Annotated in this window: 16 protein-coding genes and 1 pseudogene; 13 read left to right on the plus strand and 4 right to left on the minus strand. The window is 39.2% G+C overall.

Going from position 1 to position 14867, the window contains the following annotated elements:
• From Q0212_RS13700 to fabF, 4 genes are all read left to right on the plus strand, one after another.
• On the plus strand, positions 1–623 hold a 623-nt coding region (locus tag Q0212_RS13700), incomplete at its 5' end, for an ACP S-malonyltransferase (protein ID WP_297926481.1).
• 9 nt (positions 624–632) lie between these two features.
• Positions 633–1367 (plus strand): 3-oxoacyl-ACP reductase FabG, encoded by a 735-nt coding sequence (gene fabG, locus Q0212_RS13705; RefSeq protein WP_297926483.1) that lies wholly within the window; start codon positions 633–635, stop codon positions 1365–1367.
• A gap of 131 nt (positions 1368–1498) precedes the next feature.
• Positions 1499–1735 carry an acyl carrier protein gene (gene acpP, locus Q0212_RS13710; protein ID WP_297926486.1) on the plus strand — a complete coding sequence of 79 codons (237 nt, stop codon included), beginning with the start codon at positions 1499–1501 and terminating at the stop codon, positions 1733–1735.
• 220 nt (positions 1736–1955) lie between these two features.
• Positions 1956–3188: a beta-ketoacyl-ACP synthase II gene (gene fabF, locus Q0212_RS13715; RefSeq protein ID WP_297926487.1), complete on the plus strand. Its 1233-nt coding sequence runs from the start codon at positions 1956–1958 to the stop codon at positions 3186–3188.
• Between the two features lie 285 nt (positions 3189–3473).
• On the opposite strand, the gene Q0212_RS13720 is transcribed toward fabF, so the two are convergent.
• Complete coding sequence (locus Q0212_RS13720) at positions 3474–4889, minus strand: SDR family NAD(P)-dependent oxidoreductase (protein WP_297926489.1); 1416 nt, start codon at positions 4887–4889, stop codon at positions 3474–3476.
• 101 nt (positions 4890–4990) lie between these two features.
• On the minus strand, positions 4991–5326 hold the full coding sequence (locus tag Q0212_RS13725; RefSeq protein WP_297926492.1) for a hypothetical protein: 336 nt from the start codon (positions 5324–5326) through the stop codon (positions 4991–4993).
• A gap of 249 nt (positions 5327–5575) precedes the next feature.
• Between Q0212_RS13725 and pabC the strand changes: the two genes are divergently transcribed.
• Genes pabC through Q0212_RS13760 form a run of 7 tightly spaced genes read left to right on the plus strand, consistent with a single transcriptional unit; the run spans position 5576 to position 10994 of the window.
• The gene (gene pabC, locus Q0212_RS13730) at positions 5576–6430 is read left to right on the plus strand and encodes an aminodeoxychorismate lyase (protein ID WP_297926494.1); all 855 of its coding nucleotides are present in this window, start codon (positions 5576–5578) and stop codon (positions 6428–6430) included.
• The gene (gene mltG, locus Q0212_RS13735; RefSeq protein WP_297926496.1) at positions 6423–7607 is read left to right on the plus strand and encodes an endolytic transglycosylase MltG; all 1185 of its coding nucleotides are present in this window, start codon (positions 6423–6425) and stop codon (positions 7605–7607) included. Before pabC ends, mltG begins: the two co-directional genes overlap by 8 nt.
• 1 nt (position 7608) lies before the next feature.
• On the plus strand, positions 7609–8238 hold the full coding sequence (tmk, locus tag Q0212_RS13740; RefSeq protein WP_297926497.1) for a dTMP kinase: 630 nt from the start codon (positions 7609–7611) through the stop codon (positions 8236–8238).
• Positions 8235–9221, plus strand: a complete 987-nt coding sequence (gene holB, locus Q0212_RS13745; protein WP_297926499.1) for a DNA polymerase III subunit delta' — start codon at positions 8235–8237, stop codon at positions 9219–9221. The genes tmk and holB overlap by 4 nt, the downstream gene beginning before the upstream one ends.
• 31 nt (positions 9222–9252) lie before the next feature.
• Positions 9253–9597 carry a PilZ domain-containing protein gene (locus Q0212_RS13750; RefSeq protein WP_297926501.1) on the plus strand — a complete coding sequence of 115 codons (345 nt, stop codon included), beginning with the start codon at positions 9253–9255 and terminating at the stop codon, positions 9595–9597.
• A 12-nt stretch (positions 9598–9609) separates the two neighbouring features.
• Positions 9610–10386: a TatD family hydrolase gene (locus Q0212_RS13755; RefSeq protein WP_297926503.1), complete on the plus strand. Its 777-nt coding sequence runs from the start codon at positions 9610–9612 to the stop codon at positions 10384–10386.
• A complete protein-coding gene (locus tag Q0212_RS13760) occupies positions 10383–10994 on the plus strand; it encodes a TetR/AcrR family transcriptional regulator (RefSeq protein WP_297926505.1) in 612 nt (203 codons plus the stop codon). The genes Q0212_RS13755 and Q0212_RS13760 overlap by 4 nt, the downstream gene beginning before the upstream one ends.
• Before the next feature lie 19 nt (positions 10995–11013).
• On the opposite strand, the gene Q0212_RS13765 is transcribed toward Q0212_RS13760, so the two are convergent.
• Both Q0212_RS13765 and Q0212_RS13770 read right to left on the minus strand, forming a co-directional pair.
• Entirely contained in the window at positions 11014–12048 is a 1035-nt protein-coding gene (locus Q0212_RS13765; protein WP_297926507.1) for a hypothetical protein, read from the minus strand.
• Between the two features lie 10 nt (positions 12049–12058).
• Complete coding sequence (locus tag Q0212_RS13770) at positions 12059–13075, minus strand: hypothetical protein (protein WP_297926509.1); 1017 nt, start codon at positions 13073–13075, stop codon at positions 12059–12061.
• 240 nt (positions 13076–13315) lie between these two features.
• On the opposite strand from Q0212_RS13770, the gene miaA reads away from it, so the two are divergent.
• Positions 13316–14275 (plus strand): tRNA (adenosine(37)-N6)-dimethylallyltransferase MiaA, encoded by a 960-nt coding sequence (miaA, locus tag Q0212_RS13775; protein ID WP_297926511.1) that lies wholly within the window; start codon positions 13316–13318, stop codon positions 14273–14275.
• Positions 14276–14426: 151 nt separating this feature from the next.
• A pseudogene (gene hfq / locus Q0212_RS13780) lies at positions 14427–14648 on the plus strand (RNA chaperone Hfq); the annotation flags it as partial.
• Between the last annotated feature and the right edge of the window lie 219 nt (positions 14649–14867).

Below are 14867 nucleotides of genomic sequence, written 5' to 3' on the forward strand. Positions count from 1 at the left end.
TCATGTCTCTAGCTGATGGTGTACGATTAGTCGCCTTGCGCGGACGCTTAATGCAACAAGCTGTACCAATGGGTTTAGGAGCAATGGCTGCGATTTTAGGTTTAGATGATGCGGATGTCATTGCGTCCTGTCAATCAGCAAGCAAGGTTGGCATTGTCGAAGCGGTCAATTTTAATGCACCTGCACAAGTCGTTATTGCCGGCGAAACAGACGCTGTCAATGCTGCAATGAAGGCAGCCTCTGAACGTGGTGCAAAACGCGCGCTTATTTTACCTGTCAGTGTACCAGCCCATAGTTCTTTAATGCGTCCTGCGGCGGCTATGTTAGGTGAAGCCTTAGATAATATCGATTTTCATCAAGCTGCAATTCCTGTGGTGCAAAATGTTGGGGCAACGGTTGAACCAAATGTCACCGCTATTCGCCAAGCTTTAGTAGCACAGCTTTATAGCCCTGTACGTTGGGTACAAACCGTTGAGTATTTAGCCGCACAAGGTGTCACTCGTGTCGTTGAATGTGGTTCGGGCAAAGTGTTGTGTGGTTTAAATAAACGTATTAACAAAGCACTGATCTGTGAGTCTTTAGAAAATGTTGCAGGATTAACGGCAGCTTTGGCGATCAAATAGGAGTTTATTATGTCATTACAAGGCAAAGTTGCCATTGTGACAGGCGCAAGTCGTGGTATTGGTAAGGCAATTGCTCAACAATTAGCGAGTCAAGGTGCGATTGTGGTTGGTACAGCCACCACCGAGGCAGGTGCAGAGGCCATTAGCCAATATTTAGCAGAATATAATGGTGCTGGCTTGGCATTAGATGTCACACAAGCTGATGCAATTGATAAATTTTTAGCCCAAGTACAAGAGCGTTTTGGTACACCATTAATTTTAGTTAATAATGCGGGTATTACTAAAGACGGTTTGTTATTACGCATGAAAGATAGCGATTGGGATGCGGTGATTAATACCAACTTAACGGCCATTTTTCGTTTATCCAAAGCCTGTTTAAAAGGCATGGGTAAAGCACGTTGGGGGCGAATTATTAATATTAGTTCTGTGGTCGGCCAAATGGGTAATGCAGGACAATGTAACTATGCCGCTGCAAAAGCAGGCTTAGAAGGTTTTAGCCGCGCCTTAGCCAAAGAAATGGGCAGCCGCGCGATTACTGTCAATTGTATTGCACCAGGTTTTATTAAAACCGATATGACCGATGTTTTAACCGAAGATCAACAAGCGGTGATGTTGGCTCAAATTCCAGCAAACCGTTTGGGACAACCCGAAGAAATTGCCTATGCTGTTGCTTTTTTGGCCAGTGACCAAGCAGGATACATCAATGGCGTGACTTTAGACGTCAATGGCGGTATGTATATGTAACTCTTTTAATCAAACAATCGTTTAGGTGTTGCGATAAAGCGCAGAGCTTCATACACTACGGCGATTGTTTATTGATGATCTCATACAGAACATCAATAAAAATAGAATCTACCCACAGGAGAACAAAGAAAGTGAGTAACATCGAAGAACGCGTTAAAAAAATCGTTGCCGAGCAATTAGGTGTTAAATTAGAAGACGTTAAAAACGAATCTTCTTTTGTTGATGATCTCGGTGCTGATTCTTTAGATACCGTTGAATTAGTCATGGCTTTAGAAGAAGAATTTGAAACCGAAATTCCTGATGAAGAAGCTGAAAAAATCAATACAGTACAAGCTGCCATTGATTACGTTGTTGCCAATACAAAATAATTGGACAACTGACAAAAATACCGCATCCCGTTACCGCGGGTCATGCGGTTTTTTTTTGCAATTTTAATGTCAAATAAATATGCTTAAATAAGCACTAAAATATAATTTAATCGTACACTGAGCGAAGTCGAAGTGTTATTTGCTATGGTTCGACTCCGCTCACCATACGCGACAACACCTAGTTTTCGTTTTTAAATGTTGTTAATAATTGGAGAAACATATGAGCCGCCGTCGGGTTGTTGTGACTGGTTTGGGCATGGTTACCAGTTTAGGGGCAGATGTTGCCAGCACATGGAGCCATATTTTACAAGGAAAGAGTGGAATTTCTCATATTGATCATTTTGATGCCAGTCAATATAAAACCCGTTTTGCTGGCCTTGTTCGCGATTTTAAAGCTGAAGAATATTTGCCTGCCAAAGAATTACGCCGTTATGATGAATTTATGCACTATGGTATTGCAGCAGGTGTGCAAGCGATTCAAGATGCGCAACTCACTGTTACCCCCGAAAATGCCTCACGGATTGGTGTGGCTTTAGGTTCTGGCATTGGCGGTTTAACCACTATCGAAGCAAACCATCAGCAACTATTGCAAAAAAGTAAAATTTCACCGTTTTTTGTGCCGGGTTCAATTATTAATATGGCCGCAGGTTTGTTGGCGATTCGTTATGGTCTTAAAGGGCCAAATTTAGCGTTAACCACGGCTTGTACCACAGCAACCCATTGTATTGGCTTGGCAGCACGCTTAATTGCGTATGGTGATGCGGATGTATTTGTGGCAGGTGGTGCAGAAAAAGCGTCATCGCCTTTAGGCATTGCAGGTTTTTCGTCAGCGCAAGCCTTATCGACGCGCAATGATAATCCGCAAGCAGCGAGTCGTCCATTTGACAAAGATCGTGACGGTTTTGTGTTGGGCGATGGTGCAGGTATCTTAATTTTGGAAGAATATGAACACGCATTAAAACGTGGTGCAAAAATTTACGCTGAATTAGTTGGCTTTGGCATGAGTGATGATGCTTTTCATATTACTGCTCCCCCTGAAACAGGTGAAGGTGCAGCAGCCGCAATGACGAATGCACTCAAGGATGCTCAACTTGAACCAAATGCTGTGGATTATATTAACGCGCATGGTACAAGTACCCCTGCGGGTGATGTTGCCGAGTCGCGTGCGATTGAAAGTGTGTTTGGTGAACATGCAACAACGTTAGCAGTTAGCTCTACCAAGTCGATGATTGGTCATTTATTAGGTGCAGCAGGCGCAGTAGAGGCCATTTTTAGTGTATTGGCGATTCGTGACAATATCGCCCCTCCCACAATTAATTTAAATAACCCTGACCCTGCTTGTCGTTTAGATTATGTGCCGCATCAAGCACGTCCGATGAAGATTGATGTTGCTTTGTCAAATTCTTTTGGTTTTGGCGGAACTAATGGCTCATTGATTTTTAAACGGATTTAAATTAAGACTTAGACGGATGGGTTGAGGAATGAAACCCATTGAGTTAGGTGTTAAATAGTCTGTGTTAAATGCAACGTATCACAGGATTGCCCTTAGCTACGCTGCATACAGACTATAACTTTGGCATAACTGGGAGTGTTTGACATGCCTAATCACATATCAAAAAGAAAGCTATGTAGCCTGTATGCAGCGTAGCGAAATACAGAAAAAATGTATTTGAAACATTAAGTTATGATTTTTACCATAAATCCCGTGTTACGTTGCACTTCACACGGGCTACCAAACTTATTGAGGTACAGCCATAAACCGTTGTTGATAGCTTAATAAAGACAAGCGTAATTGCTCACGCTGTTGAGCGGTCTCTTGGGTTTTAGCTAATAAATGTGTGGCTTGAGGCTGTCTATCTAACCAAAAAAGTCCTGTACATTTGCCTGCTTCCGTAGCGGTTGCCAACCAAACAATAGTATCAGCACCTTGCTCTGGTGATCTTAATAAAGGTTTAGTTAAACGATAAAATTCAGGTAAAGCACTGATAACACCTGTTGTTTCAGCCCAACCAGGATGCATAGCATGAACACAAATCCCATCTGTTTGCCACGTGTTTGCCCATTGTTCGGTTGTTATCATTAAGCCACGTTTAGCCTTAGCATAAGCAACACTGCCAGAATAAGCTCCGCCTTTATTTTCTAGATCATCAACATCAATTTTTTGGCTATACATACCACCTGACAAAACATTAATCACTCTAGAGCCTTTGATTAATAAAGATTTTAGTTGTTCGGTTAATATAAAAGGCGATAATAGTAATAAAGCAAAGCTTTGCTCTAAACCTTCTTTAGTTTGTTGGCGCGGATTAAATAATGCCCCAGCATTATTAATTAAGACATCAATCGGCTTAGCATTTTTTATCAATCGTTGACTTAGTGCTAACACATCATTCATTAGGCTTAAATCGGCCAATTCGATGTGAATGTGTGGATTTCCCGTTTCTTTGATTAAAGATGCTTGAATAGATTTTGCTTTGTTTGCATTACGCATAACAAGGGTAAGATCAGCCCCTTTAGCAGCTAATGATTTAGCGGCTGCTAAGCCTAAGCCAGAGCTAGTGCCAGTAATCACAACATGTTTGTTTTTAATTGACGCAGAAACAGGATGCCAATTTTTTTGTGCTTGCAAATAGCCATATTTCGTAAAAGGCCATAGAGCAGGTAAAACTAATTTTTGCTTTAAGGACTCAGATGCAGCTATAGGAACAGGATAATTATCATTAAGAGCTTGTTCTAGGCCACGCATGGAGTTTTGGCCTAATTGCTGCAATGAGCGACGCATCACGGGAATAAGATATTGTAAAACACCTGTAAATTCTAAATCAGCTTGCCAAGTAATATGCGTATGGTCATTTTGCGCTTTTAAAACAATGCGGTCGGTGGCTGTGAAGCCTTCTGCTTTACCTAAAAAAGTTAATGAGTGATAAGGTTGATAATCAATTAACTCATAAGCCATAGGTAGTTTTCGGCCTGCTGATTTTATAATTAAATCAAATTGACTACCTTGTTTAATGGCACCTTGAGATATTTTTTTGGCACTAAAGACACTCGGATCCCAATCGACAATTTGGCTAAAATCTGCCAAATAGTCAAAGACTTGCTCGATAGGACGTGCTACCGAAAATTGTTCTTTAAGCTGAAAAGATTGGCTCATTGTTGTAGGCTCAATAAAAATTATCGAGCTAAAATAAAAGCCATGATTATTTAAAGCAATATAACAAAGTTATTTTTATGCTAATCAACAGACCCTAAGCCCTAACAGCGAGAGCTGTGATAACTATCATTACTTGCGATACCAAAATTTTGCCAGATTTTATGTTGCAAACAGTGGGGGAGGCGGGATAAATACATATCAGAGCGAGTATGAAATCCGACTATTTTGCCATCCACAATAGTTGGGTTTTGGTTGTGCCGTAAAATTTGCCAGTAATAATCTTGGGGTGTATGGTGATTAAATAGGGCGTTAGTACGAAAGTGTTTAACACCAGACCAATAAGGCAATAGACGTAATTCTAAATGTTCTGTCGATGCGTCAATTGGTAAATCAACTGAAGGAACTAAAGACGCAGTTTTGTAGAGCTTGTTAATCATTATTAAATACCCTCTAGAGTTACTATCCCTGTTTTTGGCCACAAGCAGATGTGCTAAAATACCCTAAATGATGGCTTTTGTAAAATTTTTAATTTATTTAAAAATCAATAAATTATCTAAAAAATATAAAGTAATACCTTATTAAAATTGCAAATGTATATTAGTTAAACATTGATTGATAGATAAAAGTTGACTGTTCAAAGAATAGACTTAAAAGCTGTGTGCTGCATCGCAATTTTGCAACAAAATATGACATTAACTGAGCATGGTAATGAAAAGGTTTTGGAGAACAATATGTTAGCGTGTTGGTTAAATGGCCAAGCTATACAAACCTTATCTCTGACTGAGAGAGCCTTTAATTATGGTGATGGCTTGTTTTCAACAATTGCCATTCGTCAAGGACAGGCGAGTTTAATAGACCTTCATTGGCAACGTTTGGAGCAAGGTTGCCAACGATTATTGATTGATTGTCAAAATTTGGCTCAGTGGCAAGAAGATTTTTTGCGGTTTATGGCATTGTATCCGGATTGTATAGCTAAGATTATTGTCAGTCGTGGTGTGGGGGGCAGAGGTTATTTACCCGAAGCCAATCAGCAGACCCATTGTTATTTTTATGCTTATCCGAGTCATCATCATCCACAACATTATCAACAAGGTATTGATACCGATTTTTTGCAGCAGCAATTGTCTTGTGGAAAGTTGTTAGCAGGTTTAAAGCATCTTAATCGTTTAGAGCAAGTTTTGTTACGTCAAGAATTGGCACAAACATCTTTTCCTGAAGCGATTGTTTGTAATGAGCAAGGCTATGTCATTGAAGGCGTTTTTAGTAATTTATTTATTATAAAAAATGGTCAGTTACAAACACCTCGTTTAGATCTATCAGGTGTAGATGGAGTTATGCGTCGTCATTTGTTATCTTTGGCGCAACAAATTTTATTGCCAACACAAATCATCAACATATCACCAAGCGATATGTTAACGGCTGATGAGGTGTTTTTTTGCAATAGTTTATATGGTATTTGGCCTGTTAAACGGCTTGCTGAAAAAACCTTTGCACAGAATCCTGTGACGCAACAATTACAAAGTTTATTACATTATGTCTGAACAAGTACCCAAAACACCACGCAATTCTAAAACTAAGTCTAGTGAAACTCAGACTAAAGCTCGAAGCAATAGCAGTAAAAGTCGTACTAAACCAACTCAGCAAGCAGAGAAAAAGCCACGAGTGACGACTAAAAAAACGATTTCGCAAAAAAATAACACCGTTAAAAAAAATTACCTTAAAGTCGTTTTTGCATCGTTAATAGTGGTGATATTGGCTGTTAGTTTATGGTTGTATCAGGGATTATTTAGTGCTTTAGCAATGCCGAGTACGGGTTATAAGATTTCAATAGAAAAAGGCAGTAGTTATAGCCAAGTGCTTCAACAATTAGAAAAAGATCAGTTGCTGCCAAGTGCTTTATTGGCTAAAGCCTATTTAAAAGTTAATGCCCCTAAAAACTTACAAATAGGTACATATTTATTTAAGCAGCCGATTTCTTTAGTACGTTTGTTAACACAATTGAGTAAAGGTGAAGGATTGGTAATGACCAAAATCACCGTCATTGAAGGAACAACGTTTAAGCAGCTTCGTCAGCAAATTGAAAAAAATTCAGAGATCAAACAAACCTTACTTGGCAAAAGTGATGTTGAAGTATTAGCAATGTTGGGAGTACCAATACAACATCCAGAAGGTTTATTTGCACCTGATACTTATATTTTCGCGCTTGATGATACAGATTTAAAAGTGTTAAAACGTTTATATCAACAACAAGAAAAAATCTTAAACAAGGCTTGGCAAAATAGAACCGAAAATTTGCCGTATAAAACACCTTACGAAGCCTTAATTATGGCGTCTATTGTTGAAAAAGAAACGGGTGCAGCAGCGGAACGGCCATTGATTGCTGGTGTATTTATTAATCGTTTACGGATAGGAATGCGCTTACAAACTGATCCAACCGTGATTTATGGCATGGGTGACAATTATAATGGTAATATTCGTAAAAGTGATTTATTAACTTATACGCCGTATAATACTTATAAAATCAATGGATTACCGCCAACTCCTATTGCTTTGCCTAGTAAAGCAGCGATTGAGGCCGCGTTACAGCCTGCAAAAACTCAAGCTTTATATTTTGTGGCCAAGGGTGATGGCAGTGGTGAGCATACCTTTAGTGACTCCTTAGCTGCACATAATCAAGCAGTTGCTGACTATTTACAAACCCGTCGAGAGAGAAGATAACATGCCTGTTTTTATTAGTTTAGAAGGTACGGAAGGGGTTGGTAAAAGCACCGTTTTAAATTTTATTCAGGCTTATTTGCAAGAGCATCATGTGCCTTTTGTCTGTACGCGTGAACCTGGTGGCACACCTTTAGCCGAAAAAATTCGTCATTTATTATTGAGTAAAGATGAGGAAAAAATGGCTTATCATACCGAGTTATTATTGATGTTTGCAGCGCGCGCACAACACATTTCTCAGGTGATTAAACCAGCATTACAACATAAAAAGTGGGTGATTTCTGACAGATTTACCGATGCAAGTTATGCTTATCAAGGTGGTGGGCGCGGATTACCTGTTGCCGAAATAGCCTTATTAGAAAATATGGTACAGGGTGACTTGCAACCCAATATTACCTTTTGGCTAGATGCGCCTGTAGAAATAGGTTTGGCAAGAGCCGCAGCCCGCCAACAGCTAGATCGTTTTGAGCAAGAAAAAGTTGATTTTTTTCAACGTGTTCGCGCTGTATATGCCCAACGTGCAGAAACCTATCCGCAACGTTATCGACGTATTGATGCTAGTTTGAGTGTTGAACAAGTTCAAGCACAAGTAAAACAAGTCTTGGCACATTTAGTTGCGATTCATACTTTATGAACACAGTTTACCCTTGGCAGCAGGCTATTTGGCAAATTTTAGTGCAAAGCCGTGCGCGTCAAACTTTGCCTCATGCCTTTATTTTTAGTGGTGTGCAAGGTGTTGGTTTGTTTGAATTTAGCCAAGTGATGAGCGCATGGCTATTGTGTCAACAACCTCAGTCAGATGGCGCGTGTGGTTTGTGTAAAAGTTGTCAATTATGGCAGGCGCAAAGTCATCCAGATTATCGTTTGGTCGCTCAATTAGTCGATGATAAAGGCAAAACTAGCCAAGTGATTAAAGTTGATCAAATTCGTGAATTGTTAGATTTTTTGAACAAATCAGCACAACTTAATGGTTATCGGGTGGCGGTGATTCATCATGCTGATACTTTAAATACCAATGCCGCCAACAGTTTATTAAAAAACTTGGAAGAGGCAGGAAAAAATACCGCAATTATCTTATTAACAGAGCAGCCACTGAGTTTATTAGCAACTATTCGCAGTCGTTGCCAACAATTTAATTTTGTAGTGCCTGATCTAGCTCAAGCTAAAGTTTGGTTAGGCAAACAATTAAAACAAGCACAACAGGCAGATTTGCTGCTTGCCCTTAGTGCAGGTGCGCCATTAGCGGCATTAGCCTTACAAGATCAATCATGGCTTGAGCAACGCCACGTATTAGCCAAAGCAATTTTGGCCGTATTACAGCAAAAGCAAACAGCATTGCTGGCCTTACAATCGTTTCATAAGCAATTAGAACCAGAGCAACAATTAAAAATGCTACAATTGCTGTTTTCAGATGTGTTATTTAGCAAATTAGGCCAACAACAGGCTATTAAAAATAGTGATTTATTGCCTATAATCAACAGCATGGCTGAGTGCTTATCAGCGCAGCAAATTATTGCATTACAACAACAATGCTTAGAAGGTTTGCGTTTAATTGCAGCAAATATTCAAGCTAATTTAATTTTAGAAAATCTTTGGTTTTCATTACGTGTCGCCTGAACACTACACTATTTGATAATAGGTGAATAAAATGGGATTACCGCGAGGTGCAGGTATTCAAACCCTGCAATTTAAAGATAAAGCACAACTATATGCCAGTTATATGCCTTTTATGAAAGGTGGGGCAATCTTTATTCCGACCATGAAAATACCAAAATTGGGCGATGAGTTATTCGCAGTCGTTATTTTGCCTGATGAAACCGAAAGAATGCCATTAACATCAAAAGTGGTATGGGTTAACCACCGTACACATGGGAATCGTTTGGCAGGTTTTGCCTTAGCTTTAGCAGGCATTGAAGGTGATAATATTCGCCGTAAAATTGAAGCCCAATTAGGTGGTTCGTTGCAATCAGACAAACCAACATTTACTTTGTAAAGAAATAAATCAATGTTTATAGATTCGCATTGCCATTTAGACCGATTAGATTTACAAGCTTATCAAGGAAATTTGGCTCTTGCTTTACAAGCAGCAAGAGAACAGGGCGTGAGTCATTTTTTAACAGTGAGTGTAGAACTAGACGACTATCCTGTTTTATCTGCGTTTACTGAGCAATATAGTGACGTATCCATGTCCGTTGGTGTGCATCCTTCCGATGTGGCAGAAGCGAATCAACAGCCAACGGTTGAGTTGTTGTGTCAATTAGCAAAACATCCTAAAGTCGTGGCTATTGGCGAAACGGGTTTAGATTATCATTATCATCCTGAGCAAGCGGCTGTTCAGCAGCAAAGCTTTATCACTCATATTTTGGCGAGTAAACAATGCGCCAAACCCTTAATTGTCCATACTCGCGAAGCAAGAAAAGATACGATTGATTTGTTAAAAGCGCATCAAGCAGAACAAGGTGTCTTACATTGTTTTACCGAAGATTGGGATACGGCAAAAGCAGCTTTAGATTTAGGCTTTTACATTTCTTTTTCGGGCATTGTCAGCTTTGCTAATGCCAAAGAATTGCGAGAAGTTGCAGCAAAAGTACCTTTAGACAGAATATTAATTGAAACAGATTCGCCGTATTTAGCACCTGTCCCGTATCGAGGTAAAAAAAATGAACCTCGTTATTTGCCAGCAGTAGCTAAAGCAGTGGCGGAAGTGCGAGGGCTTCATTTTGAAGAAATAGCACAAATAACCAGCGCAAATTTTGGACGTTTATTTGGAATAAATATATGACTCAACGTGCAATCGCTTTTAGAGCCCGTGAGCAAGCTATTTTAGATGCGACAGAGCATTTATTATTGGAGCTTGGTGACGAAGCTATTACGATAGAAATGATTGCTGAACGAGTTGGTATTGCAAAAGGGACAATTTATAAACATTTTCAAAGTAAAGATGAATTAATTTTACATGTGTTGATTGCTTACGAACAAGAGTTAGCAATGACAATGAATGATGCGGTAAAAACAGACGATATTCATCAAGTTGCCCAAGCTTATTTTAGTTTTAGATTGGCAACCCCCGAAAAGCATTTATTATTTGAACGTTTAGAAAATAAATTAGCAGCAACAAGACGAACATTAAGACCTTATTTTGCACGTTTATACTTTATTCGTAAAAGTTATTTACGACAAGCATTACCTATTGTTGCTCGCTATTTAAAAGAGCAGAATAGTAGCATGACCCCACGTGATTATTTAACAGCGGGTTGGGCGTTAGTTCAGGGAACGGCTGCAATTTTGCATTCCAGTTTTTATCAACGGTATCTTGGCGATAGACAAGGACTGTTGGCAGCGATGTTAGAGACTTTGCAAAGTTTGGGGGAAAGGACTTATGCACACTAGACATAAGTCCAAATTTAGCCTAAATATCGTCTAATAAACCATCCAGTTTAGGGTCTGGTTGTCTTTTTTCATCTAAAAAGTCACTATACCCCTCAGTTGGTGCGCGGCGGCCTTCTTTTTGCATCCACAAGCGATTAGCTAAATGCCGAATTTGTTTTTCAGCAATCGCATCAAGTAACTTATAGTCTGGATTGATTTTGTCGCTAGGAACAGCCTCAAAGCGTTTTAGCGCATCACGCAAATAATCTTCACGGCCTTTAATATACGCAACAACAGCATAGGTGGCATGACCTAGACGCATCCCATCTTTTAAGCCAATATCTACCGCTTCTTGTAATTTTCGCCAACCTTCAGCTTGTTTTTCTTCACTTTCAGGTAAAACAACAATTAAAGCTGCTTGTAAGGATTGTGGAAATCCCCACCATTTTTGATTGTCTAAACACTCCATGGCATGAACAATTTTGGGAGGAATCCCCATGTCCACATTAACTAATCTGCCTGAAGCAACGTCATTTTGTAAGGCTTGTAAAGCACTGACAGCACCAACAAAGAGCAATAGCTCATCAACTTCATATTTAAACTTAGGGCATTTACCTTCGCCTAGCTCATAGCCATATTCGTTCTTGAAATAATTTACACTGTGTTGGTAGGCTTTAAGCTGTTTTAGTGCAGCTTCTTTATTGAGAAGTTGCTGACTAATACGCGCATCAATCGCAACATCAGTCCAACCTTGTCTTTCGGCTAAAGCAGACCATAATTCTTTTTCAACGGCTTGATTTTCGGTGCAAATAGAAGAACCTGCAAAACCAAACCCCATCATTAAATCAATTTCAACATTAAATCTGCCATAGGCCATGACTAAAGGTGCTAAACCATCATTGGCATTACAAATCATTGGCACATCATCAGTTTTTAAGATAACTGGTAAGGCATGGTCTAAGGTGAATTGACGAATATGATTGCCCAAAATTTGATCTTTTGAGCAAGCGGATAGGCCGATAGCACTTGCGGCTATTAAACCACAACGCACAATACGAGATAAGGAAACCATCATGTTTGTATCCTTATAATTCATCAAGTAATTGATTGACTGTGGCTGATGGTTTAGCTTTTTCATCCCAAAATTGACTAAAGTTTTCGGTAGGGGCGCGACGTCCTTCGTTTTTAACCCAATACATATTAGCAACTTGACGTACTTGTAAGGCAGCGATTTGGTTGAGTAATTTATACTGTGTATTTAAAGTGGCTTCTGGAAGAGCTTCAAAACGTTTGAGTGCATCACGCAAATAATCATCACGACCTTTAATGCTAGCAATTGCTGCATAAGTTGCATGAGCTAAACGAACGCCTGTTTGCAAACCAATATCGGTAGCATCTTGAAGTTTTTGCCATGCTTGTTGTTCTTCAGCTGCATCTTTAGGTAAGATAACTTTTAGACCAGCTTGAATGGCTTGAGGTTCTCCCCACCATTTTTCGTTATCCACACAACTCATCGCGCGGCCAACTTTTGCAGGAATACTCATATCAAAGTTAATTAAGCGTCCCGAAGCAACGTCATTTTTTAATGCCTGTAAAGCAGCTGTTGCGCCAACAATTAACAACAATTGTTCACGATCTTCTTTAATTGTTGGGCATTGGCCTTCGCCAATTTCGTATTGATAATTTTGTTTAAAGTAGCTTGCCATGTTTTGATAAGCTAAAATTTGTCGTTTGCCTGCATCGCGGTTGAGTAATTGTTGAGCGATACGAGCATCTTGAGCCATATTTACTAAACCTTGACGCTCGGCAAGAGCTGACCAGATTTGTTTTTCATGAGCTTCAACATCTAAACAAGTAGCTGCTCCAGAGTAACCCATTGCTAATAACAGGCTACTATCAACGCCAAATTTATTAAATGACATTAATAATGGCGTATTGGTTTCGTTAGCATGACAAACCATCGTGATATCATCACTGGCCATGACAACGGGTAACACGTTTTCTTGTGAAAAATGGTTGATTTGATTGCCAATTAAGCGATGTGGTGAGCAAGCTGCAGTAAATAAGCTGATACTTAATGCTAGAAACTTAAGGCGAGTCATGGATAAGTTATCCCATATTTAAAAGGCACTTTAGGCACTTTTAGGTGTTGTTATAGTGTTTTATTCTATGAGTATCTGCGAAAATTGTTGGTTTATGGCGTATATCGCTTGATACTTGTTCAATGGAGTTAATGTAATACGACTTGATTGTAATCGCAATTATATCATGATGATTAAGTCCGAAAAAATGTGATGTTGTCTGTATTTTATACAGCTTTGAAATTGAGAGAATTTTAATTAATGCAAAATTTATTTGTTGAATCAGAAAATAAACCCGTTATTTTATTAATGGGGCCTACTGCAAGTGGCAAAACAGATTTAGCAATTCGCTTGGCACAAGAGTTTCCTGTAGAAATTATTTCTGTTGACTCTAGTATGGTGTATACAGGTTTAGATATTGGTACAGCAAAACCCACTCAGTCAGAGTTAACATTAGCACCCCACCGCTTAATTGATATTCGTGATCCAGCCCAACCTTATTCCGCAGCAGATTTTAGAAGTGATGCTTTAGCACATATTGCAGAGATTCACCAACAAGGACGAATCCCCTTATTAGTGGGGGGAACGATGTTATATTTTAAAGTTTTTAAGGATGGTTTAGCCAATTTGCCGCAAGCCAATGAAGAAATCAGACAAAAAATCTTATTACAAGCACAAGAGCAAGGTTGGCCTGCTATTCATCAATTATTGGTACAAGTTGACCCCATCACCGCACAGCGTTTAAAGCCGACAGATGCCCAACGTTTACAACGTGCCTTAGAAGTTTATTATGTGACGGGTGTGCCTTTATCAACATGGCATGCACAACAACAACGAGAAGAATTGCCATTTCAATATTATCAGTTTGCCTTATTGCCAAAAGCCAGAGAAATTTTGCATCAACGTATTGAATTACGTTTTGATAAAATGTTAGAGCAAGGTTTTATTGATGAAGTAATACGTTTAAAACAACGGGAAGATTTAAACTTAGACTTACCCTCTATGCGCTCAGTGGGTTATCGTCAAGTTTGGGAATATTTAGAAAAACAATATGATTTTGACGAGATGCGTTTTCGTGGTATTGTGGCAACGCGTCAGTTAGCCAAACGTCAACATACATGGTTGCGTAGTTTAGAACACGATGTTCACCAGCTTGATACAGAAGATGCTTGGATTGTCCTACAAAAATGCTTGAGAAAAATTATATTTAGCCGAAAATGAGCAGCAGGTTTAATTGACTTTCAATTGCCTTAGAGTGGGGTTGTCCGAGTAATTAAAAAGATTTGTATTAAGCGGCTAACGGCACTCTGTTTTTATTTTGTTTTTTGCACTAATTAAATTTTATCTGCCGTTTTGGCAGTGGAGACGAATCATGTCTAAAGGGCAAACCTTACAAGACCCGTTTTTAAATGCTCTGCGTAAAGAGCGTATTCCTGTGTCTATTTTCTTGGTTAATGGCATTAAATTACAAGGTCAAATTGAATCTTTTGACCAGTATGTTGTGTTATTAAAAAACACAGTTAGCCAAATGGTTTACAAACACGCAATTTCTACTGTTGTTCCATCCCGTAACCCACGTCCAGCTGGCGCACCAAATGCACCAATTGGCCCAATGACCAGTGGTACAATGGGAACAGGTTATCCATATGATGATCAAATGGATGATCAAGACTTAGGCTATTAATCTCGTAAGAGCCTAGTCTTTACTTTAAAAAAGGCTTCATGGTTAGCGTGAAGCCTTTTTGTATTTTAGAAGATTAGGACTTACGCATTTTGCCAAAATTAGCGCGTTTTGTGAGCATAAAACCGTTGA

The sequence above is a fragment of the uncultured Agitococcus sp. genome (assembly GCF_937920075.1).
GTDB lineage: Bacteria > Pseudomonadota > Gammaproteobacteria > Pseudomonadales > Moraxellaceae > Agitococcus.

Coding starts and splice junctions, on each gene's coding strand:
- fabG (WP_297926483.1), top strand. CDS start 633: ATGTCATTACAAGGCAAAGTTGCCATTGTGACAGGCGCAAGTCGTGGT.
- fabF (WP_297926487.1), top strand. CDS start 1,956: ATGAGCCGCCGTCGGGTTGTTGTGACTGGTTTGGGCATGGTTACCAGT.
- Q0212_RS13720 (WP_297926489.1), bottom strand. CDS start 4,889: ATGAGCCAATCTTTTCAGCTTAAAGAACAATTTTCGGTAGCACGTCCT.
- Q0212_RS13725 (WP_297926492.1), bottom strand. CDS start 5,326: ATGATTAACAAGCTCTACAAAACTGCGTCTTTAGTTCCTTCAGTTGAT.
- pabC (WP_297926494.1), top strand. CDS start 5,576: ATGACATTAACTGAGCATGGTAATGAAAAGGTTTTGGAGAACAATATG.
- mltG (WP_297926496.1), top strand. CDS start 6,423: ATGTCTGAACAAGTACCCAAAACACCACGCAATTCTAAAACTAAGTCT.
- tmk (WP_297926497.1), top strand. CDS start 7,609: ATGCCTGTTTTTATTAGTTTAGAAGGTACGGAAGGGGTTGGTAAAAGC.
- holB (WP_297926499.1), top strand. CDS start 8,235: ATGAACACAGTTTACCCTTGGCAGCAGGCTATTTGGCAAATTTTAGTG.
- Q0212_RS13750 (WP_297926501.1), top strand. CDS start 9,253: ATGGGATTACCGCGAGGTGCAGGTATTCAAACCCTGCAATTTAAAGAT.
- Q0212_RS13755 (WP_297926503.1), top strand. CDS start 9,610: ATGTTTATAGATTCGCATTGCCATTTAGACCGATTAGATTTACAAGCT.
- Q0212_RS13760 (WP_297926505.1), top strand. CDS start 10,383: ATGACTCAACGTGCAATCGCTTTTAGAGCCCGTGAGCAAGCTATTTTA.
- Q0212_RS13765 (WP_297926507.1), bottom strand. CDS start 12,048: ATGATGGTTTCCTTATCTCGTATTGTGCGTTGTGGTTTAATAGCCGCA.
- Q0212_RS13770 (WP_297926509.1), bottom strand. CDS start 13,075: ATGACTCGCCTTAAGTTTCTAGCATTAAGTATCAGCTTATTTACTGCA.
- miaA (WP_297926511.1), top strand. CDS start 13,316: ATGCAAAATTTATTTGTTGAATCAGAAAATAAACCCGTTATTTTATTA.